Source organism: Legionella steigerwaltii (assembly GCF_001468065.1).
In the GTDB taxonomy this organism is placed as follows: domain Bacteria; phylum Pseudomonadota; class Gammaproteobacteria; order Legionellales; family Legionellaceae; genus Legionella; species Legionella steigerwaltii.
This window is the reverse complement of sequence record NZ_LNYZ01000015.1, coordinates 21,924-48,494: the sequence shown is the minus strand read 5'-3', so window position 1 is coordinate 48,494 and position 26,571 is coordinate 21,924. Positions and strand designations below refer to the sequence as shown.

Below are 26,571 nucleotides of genomic sequence, written 5' to 3'. Positions count from 1 at the left end.
GTATTTTATTAAAGAAGGTTCGGATGGAACCGGAAAAATTGTCAAACGAGCATTGAGACAGTGGGCTGAATGCGTAGCCCTGCGATAAGGACTGACTATAAGGTATATATTATGCATGGAGCTTTTAAAAAAAAACTCTTCTTTTTTGTACTCTTTTTAGTGTCAAGTGCTGTTTTTGCCGACAATGCAAAAGCAATTGCATATAAGTACTACCTCAAGGGGGTCAATTATGAACAATCCTTATATGCATTTGAAGCAAGAACCGCTTTCCAAAAAGCATTGGCTCTCGATCCTAAAAATCCCGGTTATTTAACCCATTATGCGTGGTTTTTGCATTTATTTGGCTTTATGGAACAAGCCACGGTTGCTTTCCAGAAAGCATTAAACCATCCCCAAGGAACTAATATGTATCAGGGCTTAGCTTGGGATGAGTTTTATCTGGGAAATCTTGCCGAATCTCAAAGGGATTTCAAACACTTTTACACTTCTCGCTGGCTAAATAGTAACTATACCAATGCCTTTATTAAAGCGCCCCTGATGGCCAATAGAGAAAATGAATTAAAAATTTATGAGCTAAAACAAAAGCTGGCGCGCGATCCCTATAATTTAGCACTACAAAAAGATTTGTTTAATAATTACATATACCATAATGAATATGATCATGCGATTGCGCTTGGTAGAATCTTAATAGCCAACAAAAAAACTGATAATTTTACTCGACTCGAATTTGCCAGGACATTGTTTAAGAATAAGCAATATGATCTGGCAGCAGCTCAATATGAGCAACTTATGCAACGATTTCCTCACAATGCATTTCTCGCTTATGAATGGGGCAGCAAATTAGTTGAACTTAGGCAATATGATGCTGCATATAAAATGCTCGCCCAATCCCTAGAATATTATCCAAGCCCCGAAGCAAAAGAAGCTTTGGCGAAATTAGCAGCTCAAAAGGGAATGTGTGATACCGCACTCCATTTGCTATTGGAAGTATCGGATAAACGCAGTACTGGCTATTTGTTGGGAATGGGTGATGCTTATCGCAAATGTGGAGAATATCGACAAGCAAATGCCTATTATCAAAAAGTGTTACAGAAGTATCCTTACAATAGCGATGCGTTGTGGGGTATTTTATCGTCTACGGCTGCAGCGCATGAATATGAAGGCAACCGGGTTGCTTACGATCGTTGGCAAGAAGTTTATAATTGGGAGCGCTCTTTTTTGCAGGAGCAGCTGGTCGATTACTATCAATCACCTATGATACCAATCAGTGCGGACTTTTATGACAGTTCAAACACTTTTCGCCGCCAAGATGCAGGCGTAGCTGCTGATTTTTATGCAATAGCCAATACCAGGTTAAATCTTTCAGAAGCTTATTCAGGATTCGAGCAAAATGGATTCGATAGTATTTCTAGAAATATGGTGCAATTGCAAGGGTCAAAACTCTTTACAGAGCATTGGCAGCTGTTTGCGGGAATTTCCGACAAGGTTTACAGCAATGGCTTTAATAACATTAATGGCAATGTAGCAGTACAATATTCTTGGTCAGAAACTCTGAATGCAACATTAGGGTTCAACCATTCAGACATTATCGACACGGAACCTCCTTTTAGCATTCAAATTTACAATTATATTGTAGCGATTGGTGCAGTTGGTTTAAATATACGCACCGATGATTATAGTGGTTCAATGTATTATCAGCCGACGCAAAATTTATCTTTATGGGGTAAAGGGGTTTATGGTAAATATTCAGACGGCAATAACAAAACTCAAGTGAGTTTTGAAGCGAACTATAAACTGATAAATATTCCTCAGATAAGGATTATATACGATTTCTTTTATCTCAATTATTCCAACCCGGCCCCCATATTTACACAAGACCATCACAGTCAATCAGCTTATTATGACCCACTAGATTTTCAAGTGCATACTGGAAAAGTGCGAATAGAACATTATGTCACATCCAAATTACGGCTGGGGATTGAAGATGGATTGTCCTTTTTTCCACAAAATTCCAGTTATGGAAATGCAGTAGCCGGATACATGGATTATAAAATCGTCACCCATTGGGGAATGAGATTGGGCGCACAATATTATAACCAAAATAACAGCATTTTTAGAACAAATCGCAATGGAGGCCCTTTCTGGGCAAAGGCAGCAAGCCTTTCATTTATTTATAAAGTATAAACTGATGGAGACATTTTTAAATGGGAAAGGGTCACGTATTAGTCACTGGTGGTGCAGGTTTTATTGGATCTCATCTTGTAGACCTGCTTCTTGATCGAGGATATGAGGTTACAGTTTTGGATTGTTTAGTGGATCAAGTCCATCATGATGAGGAAAAGGATTCAGAAGGATGGCCTCTTTACTTGAATAAACGTGCTCGACGAATAAAAGGCGACCTTTTTTCAGAAGACCAATTTGAAAAGAATTTAAAGGGAATAACCCATCTTGTTCATTTAGCTGCTTCTGTTGGTGTGGGACAAAGTATGACTAATATTGTTGATTATACTAAAAACAATACGATGTCAGCTGCAGTTATGCTTCAAGTTCTTTCAAAGGGAAATCATTCAGTCAAAAAGATTGTAACTGCATCATCCATGTCTATTTATGGTGAAGGACAATATCGAACGGCCACTGGCCCTCTCACATTTGCGCCAAGTCTTCGAAACAATGAACAACTCAAAGAAAAAAAATGGGAACTGTATCACGATGGCGAGATCCTAATTCCTATTCCTACCACAGAAGAAAAACCATTAATGCCAGCATCAATTTATGCAATTAATAAACGTGATCACGAAGAGATGTTTCTCGTTGTGGGAAGAGCTCTTAATATCCCTACTGTTGCCCTTAGACTTTTTAATACCTATGGTTCACGCCAAGCCTTGAGCAATCCATACACAGGAGTGGGAGCTATCTTTATTTCTCGCTTGCTGAAGGATTTACCCCCTATTGTGTTTGAAGATGGGAAGCAACAGCGTGATTTTGTGCATGTGAGTGATGTCGCCAATGCATTTGCTTGTGTCCTCGAAAACGAAACAGAAATATATGATGTTTTTAACGTGGCAAGCGGATCTGCTGTAACCATCCAGCAGGTTGCAGAAACACTTGCGAGCCTAATGAATAAAAAAATTGCGCCAGTAATTTCAAATGAATATAGGGTTGGGGATATTCGGCATTGTTTTGCAGATATCAAAAAAATTGAGCGAGTTTATGGTTTTAAACCACAAAAAAGTCTTTCACAAGGAATGATGGAATTGATTAACTGGGTAAAGTAAGTGCTAAAACAATTAACAAAACACATCATTTGATTTCTATATAATTGCAAGGAAATAGTTATGGCAGAACCTTACTTCATTATATTGATGACATTATATGCCTTAGCGCAAATTATTTATTTGTGTGCTTTTCTTGTTGATTTGTATTTATTCACCCGCCCTGTGAATTGGGTGGATACGAAAGAATCCATCAACCTTCGTGAGGGAGACTTTCCATTTATTATCTTGTTTTATCCCGTTTTGAAAGAGCCCGAAGGGACAATGTATACGACTATGAAGTCGTTTGAAAAACTGTATTATCCTAAAGACAGATACCGCATTATTTCAATCCCTAATTCGGATGATTTAGAGACGATAGACAAACTGAGGGATCTACAAAAGACATTTGATTTCTTGGAAATCATGGAGATACCTCCTACAGATGATCCTTCTTGGCAAATCGTATGGGACAACTGGAATGTTAATGAAAAAGCCTACTGGTGGCATGTTGGCGCGCACGCGAAGGTCACTAACCTCCCCCCTAAAAAGACACGCCAGCTCATTTATGCTTTTTATCATATGGCCAAAGAATTTGAAGGAAAAGAGGATTTTCTCGTTAATTATGTTGATGCAGACACGTGCTTACCTATAGATCATTTCATTGATGCCGCAGTTGGCATTCGACATTACGATGTGTTGCAGGCTACAAATATCGCGGGCAATCTTCTTCAAACGTGGCCTGCAAGTTTCCATTCATTGGATCATATGTTTTGGGATGGCCTAAAATACCCACATTTATCCGCTAATGGAAAGCACCCTTATTGGGTGTTAGGAAAATCACTTTATTATAAGGCATCTGATCTACTCAACCTAGGCGGATTTCATCCTTGGATGGCAATAGAGGATCCCGAGGTGGGTATGCGATTCTGGATGAATGGAAAAACACTTGGAATCATTGAGAAGCCTGTTATTGAGGAAGTTCCCCTTACGTTCATCGGTGGAATTACTCAACGAAAGAGATGGGTTTGCGGATTTTTTCAAAGTCTAACAGAACCGTTGACACGTCTTGGTATGACGAGACGTCAAAAAATTCTAGCATGGATGAACTTTCTGCCCTGCCTCTTACTTGCGATTAATTTAATTGGTTTGCCTACGGGGATATGGGCCTTATCGACGTGGATTGAGCATCGCAACATCTTTCCCATGTGGTTGATTATACTAAGTATTATAAACATTGCCGGTTTCGTTATTCAACAATCATACCTTTACTACAAAACCTGGAAACGAACGAGCTTAGTTTTGGAAAAAATGTCCTCACGAATTTCATACATGGTCAGAGTGAATCCAATTTTTACGATTTTTTGGTGGTTTTTATGGCTTATTCCCATCACAATTGGATTTAGTATGTATCTAGGAGAGGGAGGACTTGTTTGGGTTCGTACTACCAAAACGAATGCAAACATCCATCTGTTCAAGAAAAAAGTAGTCAATTGGTTTAAAAAAAGGAAATGAGCAATCAGCATTAGTATAATGAGTGCTAAAATGGTGGCCAGTTTTGGTACTAGTTTCAAATTGGTCAGATTATAATAAAAGCCTAAAAAGCGAAGTGATGCCGAAATCTGGCTATTTAAGTGATATTAAAATATTTGCTGGAACTCTCGGATCCTTGAGAGATTCTAGAAACAGGCTGCCTGCCCGGTTAGGATTTTCCTCGTGAAGCATCCCGTGTCCCAACTGTTGGTCGGATTGCCAGGCCCAAGCCACATATCCCACCCCCCACTCGTTAAGAATGGAAAGGGTATTCTTAAACCATTCCAATTCACGTTCTTGATCCTCTCCCCCATTGGAAAGATAAGCTCCGATTTCCGTCACGAGAATCAACTTTTTGTCTTCGTTTAAGATCTTTGGAAAGAGGGCTAATTGGAGAGCTTGCAGAATATCATTTCGTTCCCATAGGTTGACAATGGTGCTGCCTCCCCGGTGGGCCAGTCCCGATGATCCGCCTCCGGAATTTCGATACAGGTGGGCACCATAAATTAAATTGTTATCCTTTAGTGGATGTTTTTCAATCCATTCCAGAGTGGAAGCTGGGTGGAAAGGCGGCGGGTAGTCTAAATTGACCCAACAGTCATAATTCCATTGGACGATCACTGGATTGCCCGTCCGTTGACGGAGAATAGGAAGGACCTCCTCGACGAATTTGAACCATTCCTCCTCCGCTTGGCTATCCCCATGTGGTTCGTTGTACAACTCAAAAAGAACATTGGGAAAGCTACCCAGTTGCTCTGCCACCGAATCCCAAAGAGAAATAAATTCAGAACGATCCCGGACAACCTCGGGATATCTCCCCCAAGGGGCCCACGGAAGGGACTCTTGTCCTGATTGGCTCCCCTGGACATTTTTCAGTGCATAAAAATCAAAGATCACATAGAGATCTCTTTCTTCCGCCCATTTCACTATATCCTGGATCATTTGACGGTAAGCTTCTTCGTAGGTTACCTCCCGGTAGGGGTCTTGGTAAGTCACAGGATTGTTCTTCCACCACTCCACCACTGTATGAAGACGGATCAAATTGAATCCAAGCTTGTGGTAGGAATCCAAGGTTTTCTTCACCACTTCCGGATTCCAATGGCCCATGCCCGAATAAAGGGGCCAGCCGGGAGGATCCCAAGCCCCATCAGGCACATCCAGAAAACCATGGTGGTTAATCCCCCGCAAGGTGATCGCCTGTCCGTTGGAATCCCTCAAGAGAGAGCCATCCACATGCAGTGGAAGAGTTTGGGCGAAGGCCACTCCTAGGAAAAAGAAGGATGAAAATCCAATGAAGATCCGAAGAATTGGTCGGTTCATGCAAGAAAGAAGAAAAGGGCCTAGGAAAAATAATTTCACTTCCCCGCCCCCAACGACTTGATCAAATAATCCGACAACATGGCCTCTAGATTGCTGTGCGCATCGGAAAAAATACCGTAACGCATTCCACCCCGCAGAAGTGACTTTGATGTATTAATTTAACACAGGGCTAAAAGTATAGGAAGAAATAAATGTTAACTTTTTAATCAATACCTGCCTTTCTACCTCTATTGGGACGATTAGAATCGTTATAAATTATCATTTTTCATAGGCATGGGACTAATAACGTAGTTTAATGGATTTGCATACCCCAGTTAAGGGATAATAATATGGTATATTCTTTTATCCTTTTAATTAAAAAATTAACCTTTAATTGATAAAATGAAGTTATTTTTAGGCGCAATTAATTTTAAAAAGGTATTTATATGAAAATTACTGAAATTCATATTGCGCAATTCACAATTCCATTAATTCGTCCATTTATTACTGCTGTAAGACGCACTGATTGTGTTGATGATGTAGTAATCATGATTAAAACAGATCGCAACACAGTAGGTTATGGTTCAGCGGCATCAACTCCGGCCATTACTGGAGACAGTACGGGATCTATTATTAAGGCAATTAAAAATATTTTGGGCCCCCAGCTGATTGGACGAAGTATTTCTGAGTTGAATTTGTTATTGCAGATGAATAATCAAAACATAGCGGGTAATAGCTCTGCAAAAGCTGCTATTGATATTGCATTGCATGATTTATTTGCTCAGTATTGCGGTTTACCTCTTTACAAAGTATTGGGAGGTAATACGAATATCATTAACTCGTGTATTACTATAAGCGTTAAAGCGAGTCACGAGATGGTAAGTGACGCGCTTGATTTGGTCAATCAAGGATATAGAACCATAAAAATAAAATTAGGTTTAAATCCAATCGAAGACATTGAACGTGTTCGTGCTATTCGACAGGCCATAGGTGATGACATCACATTGCTTGTAGATGCAAATCAAGGATGGTCTTATGAGGATGCATTAAAGGTTATTGCTGCTTTTAAACAACAAAAAATGAATATTCCTCTGGTAGAACAACCTGTTATTGCTCAAGATTTATCCCACTTAAAGGCGATCAGTGATCACGTTGATTGCTCTATTATTGCCGATGAGGCTTGTTTTTCACCTCAAGATGCACTGAATATTGCAAAAATGAATGCCTGTGATGGAATCAATATTAAGTTGATGAAATCAGGAGGTATAGAGAATGCACACGCTATTTATAATATCGCTAAAACAGCAGATATGGCTATAATGGTTGGATGTATGCTGGAATCACCTATTGGAATAGCGGCTATCGCCAGTTTTGCTGCAAGTAAACCCGATATTTTCTACTCTGATCTCGATCCTATTTTTCTGATTCGTGAAAATTATGTCCTTGGCGGGGCACAACGTACAGGCAATAAAATTGTTTTGTCAGACAAACCAGGTCTAGGAATTGAAGGGATTAGCCAAGGTTTGAAGTGGGTTGGAGCGCTCCAATAATGTCTTTTTATATTCAGTTAGCCAGCTTATCGATTATTATTCTTTATGCCGTGATGTTATTTCGCAATGTTGATCCACTCATAGCGACGGCTCTCTGTGTCGGATTAGGCTTTTTATATAATCAAAGTAGCCCAATAGCCATAGGGAATACTATGGCTGATGCTCTAGGCTCCTTCATGGCTTTAGTTGGTTTTATCATCATGCTAGGCCGAGGATTGGGACAGATTTTGACTCACACCCAGATAAGCCATACCTTGGTGCATCAAATCGTTAATGGGATTGGGATTAATACGCAACGACGCGCTAAAATTGGCATTGTACTCTCATCTTTTATTATTGTGGGCTTACTTGGAACGCTCGCTGGAGGATTAGCCATCTTGGCCCCAAGTTTGCGCCCTATTGCTGGTTCAGTAAGGTTGTCACGACCTAGTTTGGCTGTATTAATGCAGGCCTCTGCTGAAGAGGCGTTAATTATTGGGCCCTTTGCTCCTCCCGTCGTAACCTTACTCGGTGTTACAGGAATAAATTATGGGACTATGCTTCTTTACGCTTCTCTTCCAGTAGCCTTAGTGACCCTAATTACTACATGGTTTATGGCTTCACGACTACAACGACAGTATGGGGATGAGCTTTGTGACGATGAAGACAGCTCCGAACCATTTATCCCCAATAGGCAGCAAAAACGAAGTACCCTGTTCTTTTTAGCTGCCTTTTTGGCCTGTGTACTTTATGGTTTATCCACACAAGCAAAAACTTCCTATGTTATTTTTGTCATGTTATTTTTAGCCTTTGTTGCCGGATTGGCAAGCAAATTAAGCGTTAAAAAAATCTTTAATTTATTACTCGAAGGGATGCAAAAAAGTTTGCATCTTTTCTTTTTATTTATCTTATTTGATCCGTTTATGGCTCTGATTCATCAAGCAGGAGGATTCACTGCCCTAACGCAATTATTAACCCCATTAATTACTCTGGGCGGCAAGCCCGTATTGTCGATGTTAATAGGTTTGACTGGGGCATTCGGTATGCCTGGAGCTGCGGAAGCCACTATAAAAATGCTGCATCAACTGTTTAATCCAGCGGTAATTCAGATGCAACTTCCTATTATTACTTTTGCTTTATGCATGCTCTTTGCCACCCGCGTTACTAATTATGCATATCCTGGCGCAAATATGTTTGCCGCAATGGGTTTTGCAGGGAGTGAGAACGTTAAGGCCATGATACAAAATGGGCTTATCGTGACCGCAGTGCAAGTTTTATTTCTAATCATTTATAGTTTATTTATCTAATTGTATTCCATCCTTATTAGTCATCATAAAGTCGGATCAATGTTCTGAAGTGTGAAGAAAATTTTACCCCAGCCTTTCCCCTATTATCTAAGGCTAAACACCAATATTAATTATTTGATCAATTGTTGTTCATAGTTTGCAATTAAAGTGCATTTAATGACAGGGAGAGTTAATTATAAATAAGACTATAATTTTTATAGGAATTGTCACATCTACACTAGGCCTTGAAAGTTGTACTACAATGGGATCTGCTTATTCACCTGGATACAGGACCAATTACGTATCTTCTTCTGGGTATTATACTACTCCGGGATATACGAATAGTTACTATGGTTCCAGTTCGAATAATAGCTATTATGGTAACTCATATGGTTATGGACCAAGTTATTCTGTAGTAAACGGATATTGCTCAAATGGTTTGGAATATAATACTGGCAGAACACGATATTACAATGGTCATAGAAACTACAATAAGATAGGCTATTATCGCAATGATAGATACTTGAGATATGGTACTTATAAAGGTCAAAGAAAATACAGAAGAAACCAATTTGGGTATCAAAATAATCAAACAGAATACCACAATGGTCAAATGGGATATCAAAATAGTCAAGCAGGATACCACAATGGCCGAATACTTTTTGTTGGGGGTCAGTTTTAGCTATTTCAGCTAATTTAGACGCCACCTCACCGCTATTTCCCTGAACAAGTATAGCATCTTGATATTTTTCTTTTAATTTTGGAGACCTATCAAAATTGGAGTCAAATTTTATTGGGAAGAGCATGAAACACCTAATAAATCAATGAGCACATATTAACCATAGTGTATAATATTAGATTTCCCAGGGGATTTATGTGAGGCAACAAGTCCATATGACCTCAAAACTCATTGCAAAGTTTAGTAAGTTTTTTCCCTCAATGTAGTCATATAAAGTTTGATGAAAAGATTTTAGGCAGCACTGCGAGAAGAGCATGTTCGCAAGTCAGTATCTCATATTAACCAATGTTCGCCTGAAATCCAGACTGGCTAGTTATGCTATTAACTCAAGCATATCGTCGAGTCTTGGTTATCAAATAATCTTGGAAATCAACCTAAATTAGAAATTAATACTCAATCTGAAGCAGAAGTTATATATATATAAGTTCAGATCACACAGCTCATGGATGAATTGTATTTGATTATCTCAGCGCTCTTTATCAATTCCAAGCTCATGATTTTTAATTCTCATTAACAGTGACTGGGCAAACTTTGGTAAGCTACTTTGCAATTGAGCATAAAGCTTTTTATCTTTGGTGATTTCACGTGCTTTAATCAACAACAGCTTATCTAATTGTTCGGTTTTAAACCCTGTCATATTACTACGCTTCATAAATAGTTTATGATACTCCATCAAAACAGCATGATCTTTTTGAAAGTTGATAGTTGATAAGAGAAATAAAACACATCTTTTGGGGTTGTTCTCAACTATGAGCACTGGCATTTGATCTAAAATCTTACATTCTCGATAGATTTAAACATCATTATCTTCAAAAATCGGTATTCGACAAGATTGAACTGTTATTTATTTTCGCATATTTTGAATTCAGGCCCAGCGAACTCCTGCCTGGGAGCTCAGCATTTAAAATAATTAGCCGTTATATTGGATGTTATGAATGAAACAAGTTCCGGCGGTCCATGAATGGAAAAGGTATTAATGACCTCTTTTAGATCCTTTTCCCTTTTATCTATATGATCTAGAATTGGCACTCCAAAATTAAAAACCATAGGCACGGATCTTGGAGAGGCGATTAGAAATTTCCGTAAGGCCTTGAATGAAGAGCAAAAAAATGAGCCTCCAAAAGAGGATAATATATCCTCATGAGCAGTAATGAGCTTCTTGTCATTTTGATTGTTGCCCTCATTGTATTTGGACCTAAGAAACTTCCTATGCTGGCAACTCATTTAGGGTTCTTGATACGAAAGTTGAACCAACTCAAAGCGCAAGCCGCGCTGCTCTGGCAACAGCAACTTAATGAGTTTCAATTGTAAGAAAATCAGCGCGAAGCCAGAGAAGCAGATGAGCAATATAAAAAAGAGCAAGCGACCTAAATTTTTTGTTTGAGCGTATTCTGAACATCCTCTTTGGGCTCCTCTTTTTGGGGCATTTTAAAGTCTTCATGCTTTGGAAATTTCTCCAAATCCTTAGGTATTAAAGCATTTAGAGGCAACGGAAAGCTGAGTGCAGAACAAACAGAAATACGCCGGTTAAAAGAAGAAAATAAACGCCTAAAGATGGAGAAAGAAATATTGCGGTTCTGTAATTCATATCGTGAGCATTTAATTGCGCGTTATACTCAAGAAGAAGAGAAGCGATTTGTTTGGTATCATCATTGCAGGGTTGGTTAATAATTAATCCCATGAGTGGTGTCTGAGAATTCATATAAGAATTGGGATTAGCATTATTTTTTAATAAATTCCTAATTACGAATATTCCAGCAGAAGTAATATCCTTCATGGTATAGAGTCTCATGTTTTCATTGGCACAAAAAACATATAAATTTTCATTAAGAGAATTTTGGCGAGACCGTTCATTTTCAAATATCATCGTAGGTCTCGTTGAATCTTCTTCCTTTGCCTTTTTTAATTTCATTAAATCTGGATTGTCCGGTGAGATGGCCAGCTCTATATCTCGTAAAATCTGTTCTGAAATGTAATTTTGTTTATGCAAGAGATTCAAAGCTTCTCTCAACTGCTGTAATTCAATGTTTAAAATCTTATAGTCCATAAATTTTTTATCAAATTCATCATATTGAAACCCAAATTTCTCTAAGCATTTTTCAAAGCCCAAAGGCTCTTTTGGTTTTTGGAAATCAATTTTGAATTTATTATTACCTTTAGTCGTAATAATAATTTTTTGGAAAGCTAAATTTGAACTATTAAAATAATAGTTAAGCTGCGCATAGTGACTTGTCAGCCTCAAGTCCCATCCTGATTCGGGTTCTCTTATATGACTTTCTTGAGCCATGTTAGTTTGCTCTTGGACGATTCCAGCAAATCGTGAATTTTCAGCAGAGCAACAATAAACGAGCTAAAGAGATAGAAGAGTTTTAATGAAAAGCTCCTTTGAATTGAGACAAAAACTCCCTAAATGAGATTGCTGGCAAAAGGCAGGGGCTTACCGACTTAATTGTTTAAATTTTCGTGTGGTGATGTTGCGTATTCGTATCATCCTTATTAGATGGCGACATTATCTTTAATGCTTTAGCAACTGCGCCGTTCGGGTTGGATATAGCATATGCTTTTACTTCTTCAATGCTTTGCAACTTATCACCAAAAACTTTACCGCCAAATTCGCTGCGTGGTGTGTATTCAAAAAATGTAAACCAGCATTGCGATTTATATATTTGTTTAAAATCCTTTAGTAGAGATAAGTCAGTAGTTCGCTGTATCTCATTAATTACCTGTTGACTCATACCACTTGATTGAAGGGCATCAATGTTTTTTTGTATATGATTATATAAGCTCATTTTTTCGCTTGGACTGAGGGAATTTATATACTTACTTATTGCTGCGAAATTGGAGCTTGTTCCATTTTTATCTAATAATAAAATAATGACCGCATGCTCACCTAAAAATTGTGTTAGATTTTGCAGTTGCTTAAAATTATTTTCATCGTTGATTGAAGCTAAGATATCAAGATTCAATAAGTTGTTTTCAGCAATTCTAAATAAGCCCTTTAATAAAAATTGATTAGAAAAAATTCTATCTAATACGATACATAATTGCTTTTGGGTAGGATTTTCAATTTTATTATAATATGACCTTAGCTCTTGTGGTTCATTCCTATGAGAAAACTGCTCCAAACCATTTCGATCAAGTAATTTTAGACTAAGCAAGTAAATAAATTGATCAGATAAAGTAACAGTTGACTGAACGGATTTAAGTGACATTAACATTCCAATAAAAATGATTTCTTCTTCTGGTAAAAATGGGCGATTATATTTAACTAATTCGGATACCCATTGCGTTAGATGACGTCTTAATTCTTCTGGTTGAGTTGAAGCTTGAAGATAAATGCAAGAAATATCGATTAATGTATCTACGCTATCTGAAGCATTTGGCGAGACACGGTCAATATCTTCGATTCCTGATAGAGTTGTTCTAAAATGACCAAAACTATCTCTATATTCAAACGTATCTTGAAAGGCTTTGAAAGCCTTATCTGTTTTTTTGATATAAGTAAAATAGAGTTTATTTGTGTCCTTAATCATTTCTTTATATTGGTAAACATGGGGCTTAGTTAAATTTAATCTTTTTAGTAAATCCCCATAAATCGCACCTGCTTCGAAATGTTGTTTTTTTACTAACTCCAAATCATCACCAGCAGTCACATCGATGTAAGCTCCTACAATCATATCCAAGTGACTTTGAAAATCATCTCGTGCGTTAGTTTCAAAATCTTTTAGAGTTGAATCGAGAAATAATTTTTTACTGCAAATTCCAAAAACTTCACCATATTGAACTTGATCTGAATGTAGAAGTCCAAATTTTTGATGACTTTCATTGACAATAATTGAAATATCACCATTATAAATATACTTCTTTAAATCTTCATCAAGCTTAAGATCTTCCTCAAGCCCACTAGTTGTGTCTACGACAATGACTACGGGTTTTGCTGGAAAATCTTTATGCTTAATAATCCTATTTCGTATTAACTTATTTATATCTACACCCGGTAATATCCCAGTTGGATACGTGATTGGGCCAGATGAAATCACATAAATGTCAGCGAGATGATCTGCTTTATTTTCTACATAGGGATAGAGCGATACAAATTCATAATAATATGGGCCAATCATTTCGATTGAGATAGGCTCTTTATTATGCTTCATTTTTTTTGCTAATTGCAGCGCGAGTGTAAATGCATTTGTCCCCGCCATGGCAGGAGAAGCAACACAATGAGAATTGATCATATCACTTTTTTTTAAACCAAAAGATGATAGCGATTTGTCTATTCTATGCTCTCTAAATTGATTATATTCGATGCCAATAGCTTTTTTATCTCTATTATTCTCATAGAGTAATAGTGATATCTCATGTATAATTTTGTATAAACAAATGGCGAATTTATTGTAATTGTTTTTGTAAAAATCGACAGCAATATTTAGAAAAATATAAATTCTTTTAATAATCTCTTCATTATTTGTTTCAGGTAGATTAATAATCATCTTATAAAGACATTTTGCTAAGAGATGATTTGGAGTGCCTTTATCTGATTTAATCTTGGCTAATTTTACCATTAACTCACTTTCCTTTAATTCCTTAAGTGTGGTTGGTAAGTAAATTTTAACTGGGTTTGAAATATCTGGCTGATTAGAACTTAAATTAAAATTGGAAGTTTCAACTAACTTATGTTTTGACATCAAAATGGAAATTTCCCACGGTGAGGCAATCATTCCAGATCTTTGCAAAATTTTCACCGCCTTTTCAGCATCTGGGTGGCTTGACTTTATTTTAACTAACTGAATTTTTTCATCTTTATATTTTATCACTTCAATAAATTCGCTATGATTTATTAAATTTGTTTCTAAAATAGTTTCAATTGGCGTACTTTTAGTTGAAATAATCGGTATGTATTCATGCGAATGGCTTTTATAAGTATCATACAGGCTGATAACTTTATCAAAATAGGACCCACTTAGATCATCATCCCTGTGATATTTGGCACGTCTAGGTAAATAGGGATTATTGGGAAATCGAGTCAATACAGCTGCAACCGTTCTGCCAAACATGAGCTCAGCAAGAAAATTAATTTCATCATCTCCATGCTGCAGCATATTCAAATAGGATTCATGGCCGTGTTTTGAAAATTGTTCAGCGATTCTTGACATCCGCCATGTTTTTTGAATGATGCGAGCTGCCTTTTCTCTACTTAATGGTTCTTTTTTTACCTGAACACTATTTTCTCGTGTAGGAGTATAAAGTTGTAATTTCTCCTTTATTAAATTATGCAATTTAACCAAGTTTTTATCATTTCGAATTACATTCGCTCTAGAATATGCCATTTCAATCACATAAAATGTATTTTTTATAAATTATAGTTCAAAAATCGATCAATAGGGGCTTGTTGTTAAGAGCGAATTGCCCACAATAAAATGTTACCTAAAATAGGAAAATTTTGGGTTCTGTCGAAAATAAAAAATTCCTGTATAGTGCGTTTCCCCATAGAGATTTTCCGCAGCTAAATTAACACAGACTATACTAATAATAGCGCTAATTGTTGTGAGCAAATGATGAAACTCAAAGAACGATTATTACACGCATTCGATGAGATCATAGCCAGTAATTCTTCTAACAAAAGCTTCTGTGATGCAGTGCAAGAAGCTTCTAAATTATTACAGGTTGCTTGTAATAGCAAAACTGATGAAATTGATGACGCAGAAAAAGCCAGTAAAGCCATTAACCAAGTTATCGGTGCTTGCAGAGCAGCAAACGTCAAATTATCAAACGAGTTTGAGCCTTTATGTGACGAGTTAGCCATCTGGATTGGATGGTTGAAGTATAAAGAGCTACCTGATGGTAAGCAGTATGATCCCAAATTGTTCGTTGTTCCGAACGGTGTCGCTATTGATCTTAAAACAATTCCTCATACTGAGCTTATGGATGCAATTGGGCAAGTAAAGAGTAACAGTGAAGTAAGGACTGGAACAAAGGATAAAAGTTTTAAAGCACGATATTTTAATACTGTTATTGACGATATAAATGATGCAAGAAAGTCATTTGGCCTTTCCCCACTAAGTCAAGCATTAGAAGAAGCTCCCATACGTGCATTTGTACATCTAATTCAGTATGGTATTACGGATGAAGATTTTCATGGGTATTGTATTAAACCCAATATTCCCACTACATCAGAAGTAGCTAAAAGTCCTTCCATTAGTGTACAAAAATTTCCACATTTAAGAATGAAAGTTCAAACCGCACCATCAGAAGAAAAAAAACAATCAAGTGTTGTGCCGAAACCTACTCGCAAAATAGAGGAATCAGAGCCCTCCAAAGCCACATTAGAGAAAGTCATAAACGGTTATGTTGACAGTGAGCATGCCGAACAATTCAATTCATTAGTGCAAGCACATCTTGAGCGACGAAAAAAAGAAGGGAAACCTTTACGCATTTTGCTATACACCTGGAACCATCCTTTTGGAATTGGTGACTTTGTTCATAATCGTGATTTACTCCTTTATTTTGAGAAACTAACTGGTGGCGATCCACGGTTTCAAATTCAAAGTTTTTGTATTTTACCCCCTGAGAAAATGAAATTAGCCAAAGCAATGATAGGCGATCATTTACCGGTGGGTAAAACTGATGATGTGGATTATTTTTTTGATGAGAGTGTATCTGATTTTGATGTAACTCAAGCCGATAGTTCTCGCTTTGTTATTTGGACTGGAGATTGGAGTGAACAAAGATTATGCCCAACCGGATTCATGTCCCGAGAAGCCGCTGCAATGAAATACGGTACTCTAGAAGAAAGAAATAAGGCCAAGCTCAATGAATTTTTAAAGAAAACCGATGCCGCCCTTATGGTTTCGCGCCCTGTTGGAGGCTTAATTCCCAGTAATGATGGTTTTATCGAAAAAGATACCCGAGATGTTTTGCAACCACTTTCTCATACTTTTAGACAAGCTCTTCTTGAACTTGGAGTTGGACCCTATCAATGTTACAGCCCTACAAATTTTATTCATATCGCAAAATCTTGGGGTGTAAATACATCGTTAGAAACTCCAGAAGCTGGAGTGAAACAATCTACTCATATTCGACAATACAAATCACTTGCCTTAAAAATGGGAAAAGCAAAATTTCTGCAGGATTATAACCCCGAATTATTGGCAACAATAGTTGGTAAAAATGCAAGTCCTGCGGAGACGCAAGCTTATTTTGAAAAACATCACATTGGATTTGGTTATTTACAAGAGGAAGATAAGTTTTGCTCTTTTTTACTGGCCAATGTGGCTCAAGCTGACTCTAAAAAGGATATCGATCTTTTTACTAATTTTACGGGGGAAAAATTTGATAATTTTTTCAAATATTTGGAAAAACATCCCCAAGTCATAAAATTTCTTCAAAATGAAGGGGTTGGTGTCATTGAAGGACCCGATAACAGAGAAATTTTACTATTACCCGAAGGACAGGGTCGAAAAATTAGTGTGCGTAATTTTTCCGGAATGTCAGATGATCATAAGGATTGCATGATTGCCATTGCAAACACGAATGCGGGTTCTGGAGACACTTCCTATAGTGAAGAAATGGATGCAGCAAGTATAGGTTTCCCTGACTTACCGGACAGTCTTAGTGTTCCTTTTCTACAACCTAGAGAGTGGAAAGGCGGTTTTTTTAAAGGCTTGTTAACGGATATGTCTGAAGGTGAGCACTTACCTGATTTAAGCATCTTACGTGAATATATAAAACGACAATTAGGTTTAGTACCAGATGAGGGATTAACAGCAGCACAAAGAGAACAATCTAAAAATCAACTTTTTAGAGAATACGGAAGGTATGATGGTCGAGGTCCTAACCTATCTAAAGACGACATAATAATTACTACGGATGTAGAGTTTGCTGAATTTATTAAAAAAAATCGCGAAGCGCTTATGAAGCAGTGGCATCTCTATTGTGAGCATGTATCTAAGAATCATGATGCTTCTGCTGAACAAAACAATTTTTTTATGAGAAATATTGTTTCTTCAGTTCTTCTTCATGGTACTCCTAAAGAAGTCGCTGAACTTTTACGTGTATTCCCCGATTGGGAGCATGATGGCATTAATTTTGTTCTGCTTGCTGCTGATTTAAATCATATGGAGCTTTTAGATCAGCTATTTAAGGAAAATAAAGAACAATTTATTAAATTGATAAGTCGCGAAACCCTGTTAGCAACTGGTCCAAATCATCCTAGACCATGGTCTGGTATTTTTTCTCTTATTAAGCATGATAATCTTGATATGTTAAAAAAGATCCTACCTTCTATTCCACCGGATAAATTGCAAGATATTTTTTTAGAAGCAGTCCAGCATAATAAAAAAGAAATTATTAAGTATCTGTTGGAAAATACAGCAATTGATATTAATAGGAAAAAAGACTCTAAAACATTGCTTCATGTTGCGAGTGAATTAGGTCTGCGGGATATAGTCCAATTGTTGCTGCAGCATGGGGCAAATTGCACTTTAGTAGACGACCGTCATGAGCCCCCTGCAAGAACAGCGGAATATTTTCAACATCATGAAATCGTGAGGTTAATTAATGAACCAATTCATCAAGCCATAGAGTCTGGTGATGTCCATAAATTTGAAGAGTTGCTCGCTGCGGGAATGCATTTTGATCAAATAAGTATTCTGAAGATTATTGAGAAAGGTAATCTAACTATGTTTCATTTGCTTTTAAACAAGTATGCCGATGGCTTCAGCAATGGTCCGTTAACAGCAAAAATTGGAGAGCAACGCCGTGGTAATATATTTCACGTCATGGCGATTCATGGGAGACATGAAATGATTACGCTTTTAGCAGATCATTATAAAAAAACAAATAGTTATAAATTAAAATTAATTACTACTCCATCTAAAGCGTCTAACGTTCATGATGGAGGTGATCGGCTAGAAATAACAGCAGCCTATTTAGTGGTAGAAAATAACACCCCAGAACAAGCTGAGAACAATGCTAAAATAATAGAGGCCTTACATAAAGCTGGGGATAAGTTCAATCATTATGGTCGTTATTCCCCATTACGCCTTGCAATACAAAAAGAAGATATTCCAATGATAAAAGCTTTAAGAAATTGTGGGGCTGTTTATGATATTTCATGGCTTGAACAAAGTAATAAGAAAACAGAAATTATGGCTGCTCTCGAAAGTATTGATAGTGCAGAAAAACGGATGGCGCATTTTAAAGACGAATATAAGGGAAAAGACGATTCGCAAGATGAGGACGGAGAACATGTGTCAATATCAACAAATTAAGTTTGAAAAAAGTTTTCGAGAACATTAAAAATACTTAAGTTGACTGGGCCTTACGGGTCAGGAATTAGGAATAGTAATAAAGGTCTTGAATTGGCGATAATGAAGTATTGATTGCTAAGAGCAACTTGAGTTGGATTGGAAAACTTGCGACATATCCAATAAACTCTTGCAAAAAAGATAGGGTCTGTAATATGGTTGCATAACTATGCGCTCGTTTAATTAAAAGGATGAATTCATGCGCTACTTGAAGCAACTACCATTATACTTTTTTCTTTTTTTTATTATTCCTATTCAATCTCTGTGGGCGGTTGAGTCTTCTAAAACTGAGGAAAAAGCTCGCTTAACCATTAGCACTGGTAAAAATGGCGTCAGTTGCAACAGGCCGTTGCAAAATTGTGTGATTCAAGTGAGCCAGAACCTACCTCAATGTCTCTCACACCCAGGCGCGATTACCATTACGAATAACTCCAGAATTTCTGCAAATAATATTCAGGCTTCTTCGACAAACGGCTTTTTTTCCCTTTATGTCGTGCAAAATAATGGCTGTCCAGCCTCTTTGTTGCCCGGTAGAAGTTGCACCATCTCTTTTTTTACCAATACCTCAGTTGCCTTTTTCATTCCGAATGTCATGGTTAAAGGAACAAATACAACCGCTGCTTTCTTTGATATGCAGGCTTTACAATGCACCGCTCAAACAACCATCAGTGCTCCAACTAACGCAATTATTCCCACGAATGATTCAGTTGGTACTAATATTACTGTGAATAATCTTACCAGCACCCCAGCTTCTAATGTCAGGGTTAATTTGCCTTCCTCCTGGATAGCAGGTGGGGTTACCAGCACCACATGTGCTACTATTCCTGCAAATGGATCATGTGTTATAACCATTGCATCAACAACACCTACTGCTTTCGCTCCTCAAGGAGGCATATCCGTTACTGGCGATAATGTAGTTTCACCGCCATCAATTGCCTTAGCTTTTTCTATCAGTAATTTTTTAGTATTCTCTGTAGTAAATGGAACGCCACACGTCATATCAGATACCGATTTTCCTCCAGTCTCTTGGAGCATTGTTAATTTTAACATACCAGGAATTACTGAAACCTCTACAAACCCTCCCGATGCGTGTAATGGCGCTACTGATGGATTTTGTAATACTTCGGAAATAACCAGTTTTGACCCCATGGCTATTGCCGCGGCCGATTGTTTTTTTGAACTGTTGCCTATGGGTACTTGGTATTTACCTTCTATCTGTGAATTGGGAACTTCCGGTAGCGCAGGTTGCCCGGCTAATACTTCAAGTATTTTTGCTTTGTATAGTTTAGGATTTACTTCGGGATTATCTGGCATGTATTGGAGTTCTACTGAGTCCAGTGCTGATCCTACGAACAATGTATGGTTTCTAGATTTTTCTAATGGTCTTCAAGGAATTAATAGCAAATCGAACTCATTGAATGTGCGCTGTGCCCGTACATTTTAACGTAGAAAGACAAAGTAAAATGTTTACCGTGTCATTTCCCACGGCGGGAATCTATCCATCATGTTAATTCTTTACTTTGTTTGTGGGATGGATTCACGCCTGTCTGGAATGACAGAAATTTGATATTGATTATTATGTATAAAAAAGGAGAAAGCTTTTAATACTTCCTCCTTAGCTTGACGGCTATGGCCCTTAGCCCGACATACATTAGGGACTGTTGATAACCGCTGCCTATATGCCGCAGTTATCAACAACTCCTAATCTCATTTTTTATTTCCTGGATGGTTATCCTTCAACCGCTCTGCTTTGGGAATAGTTACGCCGATCATGGTATCGCGTGTCACTAAGGTTTGCAGTTGCTCTTCGGTCCAATTTTCAGTACCCTTAGGTCGCATTGGTAAAACCATGTAGCGCGTTTTTTGATTCGAGTCATGAACTCTTACTTCAACGTCTTCAGGTATAATTGTGCCGAATTCAGCAAGGAGTTGGCGAGGCCAGCGGACCATTCTGCGACGATAATTCATGCGTTCATACCATGCTGGTGATGTACCCAGTAAGGGTCTTGGGTAACAAGAGCACAGCGTACAAACCATAGTATGATGAATTTTTGGTGTGTTTTCACATGCCAGTAAAAAAGTATAATCACTTGGGGTCCCTGTACCCGTTGGTTTCATCCAATCGATACCTAATTCAAGGCAAGCTGCTACGGCATCCTTGAGTAGTCTTTTCTTAAATTCAGGATCAACCCAGGCACGAGCAACTACTCGCGCACCGCCCATCGGGCCAATGCTTTCATACCACTCTACAAAACGTCTATGGTCATCGGCTGTAAATAAACCTTTCTCAATACAAAGTTCGCGAATAGCCGCTTCTAAAATGGTAAATTCAACCGCTTCATGACGTTCTTTAATAGGGTGCAAATTGACATACTCATCACCTGAATCATGACTATGCTCATGAAGGTGATCATGATCACAACAAGTCGATTTTCCATGTTTCTTTGTCATAGGAATTCTCCAAATAATTTAGGCCTATTTTTTAGATATGCTCTATCCATCGTTCAGATAGTTCGGTATCAAGCGTATCAATGGCTGGACCACCGTAGTCATCCCACAAGTCAGTCATTTTAAAACGAACCATATAAAACGGTTCCCTACGCCCCTCGTATCTTCCCCATGCTTCATCTTCAGGAATCACCCAAGAAGGTCTTATCAGTACAACCTCCCCTATTTTTCCGCGAGTATATCCCTGAGTACGCGTATGAAATAGTGAAGGCAAATCGATTACTCTTACTTTATCACCCACTTTAAATTTAGTACTCATTTGCAGGCCTCCTCACGTTTACTGATTTGATCCAATTTCAGCATTAACTCATCCGGTGTTATTAAGCCTTTATCAAGTAACATTTTGGTAGCAGCAAGCAACCAACGAGCATAATAAGGTGTTCCGCAATAAAGGGTAACGCCTAAATCATTTTCGCGCCGTCTACGTTCCTCAGAAACCCAATATCCTCTCCAAGCCAGACACTCAGATGTTGCATGGGTAAACATTTCCCAGAGCTCTGTTTCATGGAGGGATTTGTCTAAAGGTCCATCCGGTTGGCCTCCAACATCATGGACAACATGTAATATTGCCTGCGCAGCATCTGGAGTCATTGAGAAAGGTAAATCCATCTCCTGCCGTGACACGGGCACAAGTTTTCTTATTATCTCGACTAATGAACTGTAATTTTCAGATGTATAGGACATACTATTACCCTCCAATTTCCGAACAAATTAGTTGCTTTGTTTTTCATCGACAATCCGCTCTTCCAAAGCATCAAAATTCATCCATTTATAAATAAAAATAGAGACAATCCAACTCACAATAAAAAACAAAATAATAAAAAAACCTATACTGTTAAATCGCTCGTTTTGTTGACTGATGAACTCCCAAAACGAACCTTTCAAACCTGATTTTCCTGCGATTAAATTCAAAGCCTCCATTCCACCAATTAAAAGAGCAACCAGTGCCGAGGCGAGTGTAATCGTTAAATTGTAATAAAGTTTTCTCACTGGTTTTAAAAAAGCCCAACCATAAGCACCGAGCATCAAAACCCCATCACTTGTATCAATGAGCGTCATACCTGCTGTGAAAAGAGCTGGAAACAAAAGTATTAGCCACATTGAAATCCCATCAGCTGCTTGTGATGCTGATAATCCAAGTAGCCCTACTTCAGTTGCTGTATCAAAACCAATTCCAAAGAGAAATCCCAGAGGAAACATTTGCCAACTATGTGAAATAAGATTCATAATTCTGCGGAAACGTTTAACAAGAAAGCCATTTTGAGTCATTGCCTCATGAGCATCCTGTTCAGTAAACATCTTGCCACGACGAATTTGTTTGAAAATCTTGTAGATAGCAAAAAAAATAATGATGTTTATTAGGGCCATCAATAAGAGAAATATCGCTGAAAAAGAGGTACAAAGTACACTACCTATTTCATGCCATTTTGCCAAGTTGGACTTCATAATTGCTTTAGTAGACAGGGCAATTAATAGGGTTGCTATAATAACAACAGAGGAATGTCCTAAAGAGAAGAAAAAACCTACCGCAATCGGCTGCTTCCCTTCTTGCAACAATTTACGAGTAACATTATCAATTGCAGCAATATGATCCGCATCGACCGCATGACGCAAACCAAAGCTATAAGCCATCACCGCAGCCCCAAATAACAAGGGTACATTATAGAGCGCATAAAAAGCCCAAAACCATACGGCAAGATTAAATAGGAGCAAAAACAGATACATTACTGCAATTTTCTGACGCAGATTTCCTTTGCTATTTCCGAAAGTTTTTTCCAAATAACTTCCCATTTAGTTTCCTACGAGGAACAGTCCATATTTTATTCAATTATAGATACATTAGAGAAAGTTGTACAAAAAAAATCTTTTTAAATTAAGAATAAGGAATACAAAATGTAGCTCTACCTTGCTAGTTATTTTGAATTTAAATTTAATATTTTTTTCTTTTGAGTTTGGCTGTTGCAGCACTAAATTTAGACTAATATTTTATATATGTAGTATTAGATTTGGCCCTGTATGTTATTAACTGTAAGTGACTTAGAAAAAGATATCTATCTAGAGGCAAAAGGGCCGCTCGCGCAGCGTATTGATTTTGCGTGGGAAATATATAGTAATGAAAAGTCCGATGAACAGCACAAGAAACACGCACTAAAATTTCTCATTTATGCATTTGATCTTACAGAAACAGAAGATATAAATAAGCAACTGATATCTTTGATGGAAGAGCGAAATAAATATAAAGATCAAAATCCATATTATATTCCAGGTAAATCTCCAAAATTATTAAGTCAGTTAATTGAGCCAGCACAAAGAAATCTAGAAGATGCTGAAAAGCAAGACTCAGAGATGAGAAAAGCTTTACAGGAAGCAAGAGCTAAGAAGGAAATTCTTAGTGTTAATAAAGAATCACAAGAAGCAGATCGTAAACTAAAAATTAGATATCTTTCTCCAGAAGAGCGAGCTAAACATAGGATAATAATAAGAGATAAACGTTTCCTACAAAATGGTGAACCCGTTAATACAAGTGGAATGATGTCACATGGTAAACGAGGATATGCTGCGTTTACTTTGAATGCAAATGGTGAGCTTTATATATTTGAACACAATGAAGGTGCCAATCGTATGGCGCACTCATCAATGACGGCGGGTTCTCCCGTCGTTGCTGCTGGAGAAATTAAAATAGAAAATGGGACGTTAAAAGCAATCACTACACACAGTGGGCATTATAAACCTTCATTGTTTAATATACATCGAATATTAGAATATTTTTCACATAATAATGTTGATATCTCACAGGCTATTGTGGTTACTTTTACAAACCCATCTCTTAAGGGTGTTGAAAGCAAAGGGGTTACAATGTGGATGCCTACCCCCGTTGTTAGATTTGAAACCCCTGCTGATAAAGTTTATAAATCAATAGACAAGATTCTTGATGAAAATATTCAATCAATTAGTAGAGACATAATAAGTTATAAATCGAGCATGGCTACTTCGATATATAAAATAAAAGACAAAGTATTTCGCTCAACTTTAACTGAGGATAGGACTAAAGTAGCTTCAGATTTTGTCACAGAACTAACTGAGTTTAAACAAAAACTAAATACTAATCTCACTTCTGTAGAACTTGACGATACAATTAAATCGTTGAACAAATTGATTACAGAGCACGAGGAACGCAATAGGGCTTTAGCGGGAGGAGGACGATTAGAATCTAAATTTTCTTCATTTAAAGAACACTTGTTACAACTTCATTCAGAATATACTGATGTGGCTGAGCAAATGAAACTGCGACGTTAATTTCTCAAGGTATTATAGTAGTTTTATTGCTCCACAGGCCATGTGAGAAGGACTTATTTAAACTCATCCCTTTGATGACAGGTCAAATAGACTATATAATCTTTGTTACACAATTCAAATCAATGGCTGGGCAAAGGCTCAACCATAGCTAAGCGAAAGGATACCCATGTTTCAATCGGCTTTGATAATTGTACTAATGACTTTTAGCATTATCGCGCAAGCAGCTCTCCCTGCAGATCCTATACAGCATTGTTTGGATGTTAGAAGACTTGTGGACTTTACCTCAAAACAGAAAATGGCTGCCAAAGAGCCTGGGGTTTTTCGCTTTAGATTTCATAAAATTTCAGCATCGGAACTGCCATTAGATAACCCCACGGGCAATATGGATGAAGTGATTACAGCATTAAATAATCAGATTGAAAACTGCACTAAAAACCGTGGTGAATTTCAAACAGTGACTATCGCGGGCCGTACACTCAAACGTCAAGAATGGTGCTTAAATACCAACCAAAAAATGCTTGCTCTTGCCAAAGCTGCCCATGGTAATTTTCAAAAATATTTATCGAGTCTCAAAACTGAATTTGACTGGTATAAAAGCGATGGCTGGCCTGAAAATCATGCAGGATTTAAAAAAGGTGAGTTTCAATTTACAGCCTATTACGCGCCGGCCGCCGTTGAAGCGCGTACCAAACGAGGCGGTGCATTTTTATATCCTATCTATAGTAACCCGGGTGTTGTCAATGTAGCTTCGGAAAGTAAAAAATTTAATTTGAAGGCTCCATTGTGCGGAATTGATCCGATTACCAAAATGGTACGAGGATTTTGTCTGAAAAATGCTGATGGCACATACTCTCTAGTGCCAGACCGAGCCGAAATTAATCAGGGGGCTTTAAATCCAAAATATATAATTGGCTATGTTAAAGATCCAAATGATCCAGCTTTTTTAATGCTCCAAGGTTCTGGTTCATTAATTCTTGATGGCAAATTATTTCATATCAATTACGATGGTGCGAACGGTAGGCCACGCACCATGCTTGGTCGCATAGTTCAATGCGCGCAAGATCCCACCTGTGGAGGCAACCTGGATACAATGGAGCGTTGCGCTAAAGATCCTAAATGTCATGATGAAGCAAAGTTACGCTGTAACCTGTCTAAAGAAGTTAAATTAAGCGGCGCATCAGAAAAGCTAATTCGCCAATATCTAGATAATCCTCTTAACCGTGATAAAGCTGCAGACTTACGAAATCGCGATCAAAGTTATGTATTTTTTGCTAAAGAAGATGGTGGGCCTTATGGTTCAGAAAATATTTCTTTAACCCCACATGCTTCATGCGCAACCGATCACAGGGTAATTCCTGTTGGAATGAGCTTTATCTATAATTGCAAAAAATCTACTTCATGGTGTATTGCCCAAGACACAGGCGGTGCGATTGTGGGCGCTCATGTTGATGTCTATAAGGGTGAAGGCAATCAAGCTGGTGTGGAAGCAAATGGGATAAATCACTCAGGCTCATTATTTGTGGCACTGCCAAAAACGTGAATAAAACGCACGTAACTGCATCTAAATAGTAGATACAGTCTTGAGAAAGCGAACCGTATCCCTAGTTGCAAGCAACCAGGCTACCTACATACGTTACAGATAAGTCATTGATTACTTGAACTAATAATCATTTGAAAAGATGTAGGTTGGGCCGGCACAACCTACATCAGCTAGCTTGGAAAAAGCTATAATTAGAAACAGCACAAAGAAGAATACTTATTTTTTAGTTGGGCATACCCACGTTAAAAAGAGTTTCATCTTCACATCACTTAATTGGAGCATTT

At 37.8% G+C, this 26,571-nt stretch carries 19 protein-coding genes and 1 pseudogene; 12 read left to right on the top strand and 8 right to left on the bottom strand.

Going from position 1 to position 26,571, the window contains the following annotated elements; all coding sequences use genetic code 11:
* Positions 1-111: 111 nt before the first annotated feature.
* Genes Lstg_RS11490 through Lstg_RS11480 form a run of 3 tightly spaced genes read left to right on the top strand, consistent with a single transcriptional unit; the run spans position 112 to position 4,766 of the window.
* The gene (locus tag Lstg_RS11490) at positions 112-2,184 is read left to right on the top strand and encodes a tetratricopeptide repeat protein (RefSeq protein ID WP_058477828.1); all 2,073 of its coding nucleotides are present in this window, start codon (positions 112-114) and stop codon (positions 2,182-2,184) included.
* Between the two features lie 20 nt (positions 2,185-2,204).
* A complete protein-coding gene (locus Lstg_RS11485) occupies positions 2,205-3,275 on the top strand; it encodes an NAD-dependent epimerase/dehydratase family protein (RefSeq protein ID WP_065235614.1) in 1,071 nt (356 codons plus the stop codon).
* 60 nt (positions 3,276-3,335) lie between these two features.
* Positions 3,336-4,766: a glycosyltransferase family 2 protein gene (locus Lstg_RS11480; RefSeq protein ID WP_058477827.1), complete on the top strand. Its 1,431-nt coding sequence runs from the start codon at positions 3,336-3,338 to the stop codon at positions 4,764-4,766.
* 111 nt (positions 4,767-4,877) lie between these two features.
* Here the strand turns inward: Lstg_RS11480 and Lstg_RS11475 are convergent, their stop codons facing one another.
* Positions 4,878-6,143: a glycoside hydrolase family 5 protein gene (locus tag Lstg_RS11475; RefSeq protein ID WP_058477826.1), complete on the bottom strand. Its 1,266-nt coding sequence runs from the start codon at positions 6,141-6,143 to the stop codon at positions 4,878-4,880.
* A gap of 386 nt (positions 6,144-6,529) precedes the next feature.
* Between Lstg_RS11475 and Lstg_RS11470 the strand changes: the two genes are divergently transcribed.
* The 3 genes from Lstg_RS11470 (at position 6,530) to Lstg_RS17715 (ending at position 9,580) form a co-directional block, all read left to right on the top strand.
* On the top strand, positions 6,530-7,633 hold the full coding sequence (locus tag Lstg_RS11470) for a dipeptide epimerase (RefSeq protein WP_058477825.1): 1,104 nt from the start codon (positions 6,530-6,532) through the stop codon (positions 7,631-7,633).
* Positions 7,633-8,919, top strand: coding sequence for a GntT/GntP/DsdX family permease (locus Lstg_RS11465; protein WP_058477824.1), 1,287 nt, complete (start codon positions 7,633-7,635; stop codon positions 8,917-8,919). The genes Lstg_RS11470 and Lstg_RS11465 overlap by 1 nt, the downstream gene beginning before the upstream one ends.
* Positions 8,920-9,160: 241 nt before the next feature.
* Positions 9,161-9,580 carry a hypothetical protein gene (locus Lstg_RS17715; protein ID WP_133129208.1) on the top strand — a complete coding sequence of 140 codons (420 nt, stop codon included), beginning with the start codon at positions 9,161-9,163 and terminating at the stop codon, positions 9,578-9,580.
* 523 nt (positions 9,581-10,103) lie between these two features.
* Here the strand turns inward: Lstg_RS17715 and Lstg_RS17710 are convergent.
* Positions 10,104-10,274 carry a hypothetical protein gene (locus Lstg_RS17710; RefSeq protein ID WP_156413868.1) on the bottom strand — a complete coding sequence of 57 codons (171 nt, stop codon included), beginning with the start codon at positions 10,272-10,274 and terminating at the stop codon, positions 10,104-10,106.
* Between the two features lie 387 nt (positions 10,275-10,661).
* On the opposite strand from Lstg_RS17710, the pseudogene Lstg_RS17535 reads away from it, so the two are divergent.
* Together Lstg_RS17535 and Lstg_RS11455 are read left to right on the top strand one after the other, a co-directional pair.
* A pseudogene (locus Lstg_RS17535) lies at positions 10,662-10,781 on the top strand (Sec-independent protein translocase family protein); the annotation flags it as partial.
* A complete protein-coding gene (locus tag Lstg_RS11455) occupies positions 10,778-10,948 on the top strand; it encodes a twin-arginine translocase TatA/TatE family subunit (protein WP_058477822.1) in 171 nt (56 codons plus the stop codon). The pseudogene Lstg_RS17535 and the gene Lstg_RS11455, both read left to right, overlap by 4 nt.
* A 169-nt stretch (positions 10,949-11,117) precedes the next feature.
* Here the strand turns inward: Lstg_RS11455 and Lstg_RS17800 are convergent, their stop codons facing one another.
* On the bottom strand, positions 11,118-11,924 hold the full coding sequence (locus Lstg_RS17800) for a hypothetical protein (RefSeq protein WP_058477821.1): 807 nt from the start codon (positions 11,922-11,924) through the stop codon (positions 11,118-11,120).
* Between the two features lie 166 nt (positions 11,925-12,090).
* Positions 12,091-14,964, bottom strand: a complete 2,874-nt coding sequence (locus Lstg_RS11445) for a hypothetical protein (RefSeq protein WP_058477820.1) — start codon at positions 14,962-14,964, stop codon at positions 12,091-12,093.
* Between the two features lie 225 nt (positions 14,965-15,189).
* Here Lstg_RS11445 and Lstg_RS11440 point away from each other — a divergent pair, with 225 nt between their 5' ends.
* Positions 15,190-18,906 carry an ankyrin repeat domain-containing protein gene (locus Lstg_RS11440; RefSeq protein ID WP_082650842.1) on the top strand — a complete coding sequence of 1,239 codons (3,717 nt, stop codon included), beginning with the start codon at positions 15,190-15,192 and terminating at the stop codon, positions 18,904-18,906.
* A gap of 235 nt (positions 18,907-19,141) precedes the next feature.
* Positions 19,142-20,386 (top strand): Lcl C-terminal domain-containing protein, encoded by a 1,245-nt coding sequence (locus Lstg_RS11435; RefSeq protein ID WP_058477818.1) that lies wholly within the window; start codon positions 19,142-19,144, stop codon positions 20,384-20,386.
* 263 nt (positions 20,387-20,649) lie between these two features.
* Here the strand turns inward: Lstg_RS11435 and scnC are convergent, their stop codons facing one another.
* From scnC to Lstg_RS11415, 4 genes are read right to left on the bottom strand one after another with little or no spacing between them, the layout of a single operon-like run.
* Positions 20,650-21,393: a thiocyanate hydrolase subunit gamma gene (gene scnC / locus Lstg_RS11430; protein ID WP_058477817.1), complete on the bottom strand. Its 744-nt coding sequence runs from the start codon at positions 21,391-21,393 to the stop codon at positions 20,650-20,652.
* 31 nt (positions 21,394-21,424) lie between these two features.
* Positions 21,425-21,709, bottom strand: a complete 285-nt coding sequence (locus Lstg_RS18110; protein ID WP_058477816.1) for an SH3-like domain-containing protein — start codon at positions 21,707-21,709, stop codon at positions 21,425-21,427.
* Positions 21,706-22,134: an SH3-like domain-containing protein gene (locus Lstg_RS18105; RefSeq protein WP_058477815.1), complete on the bottom strand. Its 429-nt coding sequence runs from the start codon at positions 22,132-22,134 to the stop codon at positions 21,706-21,708. The genes Lstg_RS18110 and Lstg_RS18105 overlap by 4 nt, the downstream gene beginning before the upstream one ends.
* A 27-nt stretch (positions 22,135-22,161) precedes the next feature.
* Positions 22,162-23,241 (bottom strand): HoxN/HupN/NixA family nickel/cobalt transporter, encoded by a 1,080-nt coding sequence (locus tag Lstg_RS11415; RefSeq protein WP_058477814.1) that lies wholly within the window; start codon positions 23,239-23,241, stop codon positions 22,162-22,164.
* Positions 23,242-23,466: 225 nt separating this feature from the next.
* Here Lstg_RS11415 and Lstg_RS11410 point away from each other — a divergent pair, with 225 nt between their 5' ends.
* A complete protein-coding gene (locus Lstg_RS11410) occupies positions 23,467-24,747 on the top strand; it encodes a hypothetical protein (RefSeq protein ID WP_058477813.1) in 1,281 nt (426 codons plus the stop codon).
* A 166-nt stretch (positions 24,748-24,913) separates the two neighbouring features.
* Complete coding sequence (locus tag Lstg_RS11405) at positions 24,914-26,287, top strand: MltA domain-containing protein (protein ID WP_058477812.1); 1,374 nt, start codon at positions 24,914-24,916, stop codon at positions 26,285-26,287.
* Positions 26,288-26,571: the final 284 nt, after the last annotated feature.

Excerpts from the sequence above, each read along its gene's own strand:
- Lstg_RS11490 (WP_058477828.1), top strand. The coding sequence starts at position 112 with ATGCATGGAGCTTTTAAAAAAAAACTCTTCTTTTTTGTACTCTTTTTA.
- Lstg_RS11485 (WP_065235614.1), top strand. The coding sequence starts at position 2,205 with ATGGGAAAGGGTCACGTATTAGTCACTGGTGGTGCAGGTTTTATTGGA.
- Lstg_RS11480 (WP_058477827.1), top strand. The coding sequence starts at position 3,336 with ATGGCAGAACCTTACTTCATTATATTGATGACATTATATGCCTTAGCG.
- Lstg_RS11470 (WP_058477825.1), top strand. The coding sequence starts at position 6,530 with ATGAAAATTACTGAAATTCATATTGCGCAATTCACAATTCCATTAATT.
- Lstg_RS11465 (WP_058477824.1), top strand. The coding sequence starts at position 7,633 with ATGTCTTTTTATATTCAGTTAGCCAGCTTATCGATTATTATTCTTTAT.
- Lstg_RS17715 (WP_133129208.1), top strand. The coding sequence starts at position 9,161 with ATGGGATCTGCTTATTCACCTGGATACAGGACCAATTACGTATCTTCT.
- Lstg_RS17710 (WP_156413868.1), bottom strand. The coding sequence starts at position 10,274 with ATGACAGGGTTTAAAACCGAACAATTAGATAAGCTGTTGTTGATTAAA.
- Lstg_RS11455 (WP_058477822.1), top strand. The coding sequence starts at position 10,778 with ATGAGCAGTAATGAGCTTCTTGTCATTTTGATTGTTGCCCTCATTGTA.
- Lstg_RS17800 (WP_058477821.1), bottom strand. The coding sequence starts at position 11,924 with ATGGCTCAAGAAAGTCATATAAGAGAACCCGAATCAGGATGGGACTTG.
- Lstg_RS11445 (WP_058477820.1), bottom strand. The coding sequence starts at position 14,964 with ATGGCATATTCTAGAGCGAATGTAATTCGAAATGATAAAAACTTGGTT.
- Lstg_RS11440 (WP_082650842.1), top strand. The coding sequence starts at position 15,190 with ATGATGAAACTCAAAGAACGATTATTACACGCATTCGATGAGATCATA.
- Lstg_RS11435 (WP_058477818.1), top strand. The coding sequence starts at position 19,142 with ATGCGCTACTTGAAGCAACTACCATTATACTTTTTTCTTTTTTTTATT.
- scnC (WP_058477817.1), bottom strand. The coding sequence starts at position 21,393 with ATGACAAAGAAACATGGAAAATCGACTTGTTGTGATCATGATCACCTT.
- Lstg_RS18110 (WP_058477816.1), bottom strand. The coding sequence starts at position 21,709 with ATGAGTACTAAATTTAAAGTGGGTGATAAAGTAAGAGTAATCGATTTG.
- Lstg_RS18105 (WP_058477815.1), bottom strand. The coding sequence starts at position 22,134 with ATGTCCTATACATCTGAAAATTACAGTTCATTAGTCGAGATAATAAGA.
- Lstg_RS11415 (WP_058477814.1), bottom strand. The coding sequence starts at position 23,241 with ATGGGAAGTTATTTGGAAAAAACTTTCGGAAATAGCAAAGGAAATCTG.
- Lstg_RS11410 (WP_058477813.1), top strand. The coding sequence starts at position 23,467 with ATGTTATTAACTGTAAGTGACTTAGAAAAAGATATCTATCTAGAGGCA.
- Lstg_RS11405 (WP_058477812.1), top strand. The coding sequence starts at position 24,914 with ATGTTTCAATCGGCTTTGATAATTGTACTAATGACTTTTAGCATTATC.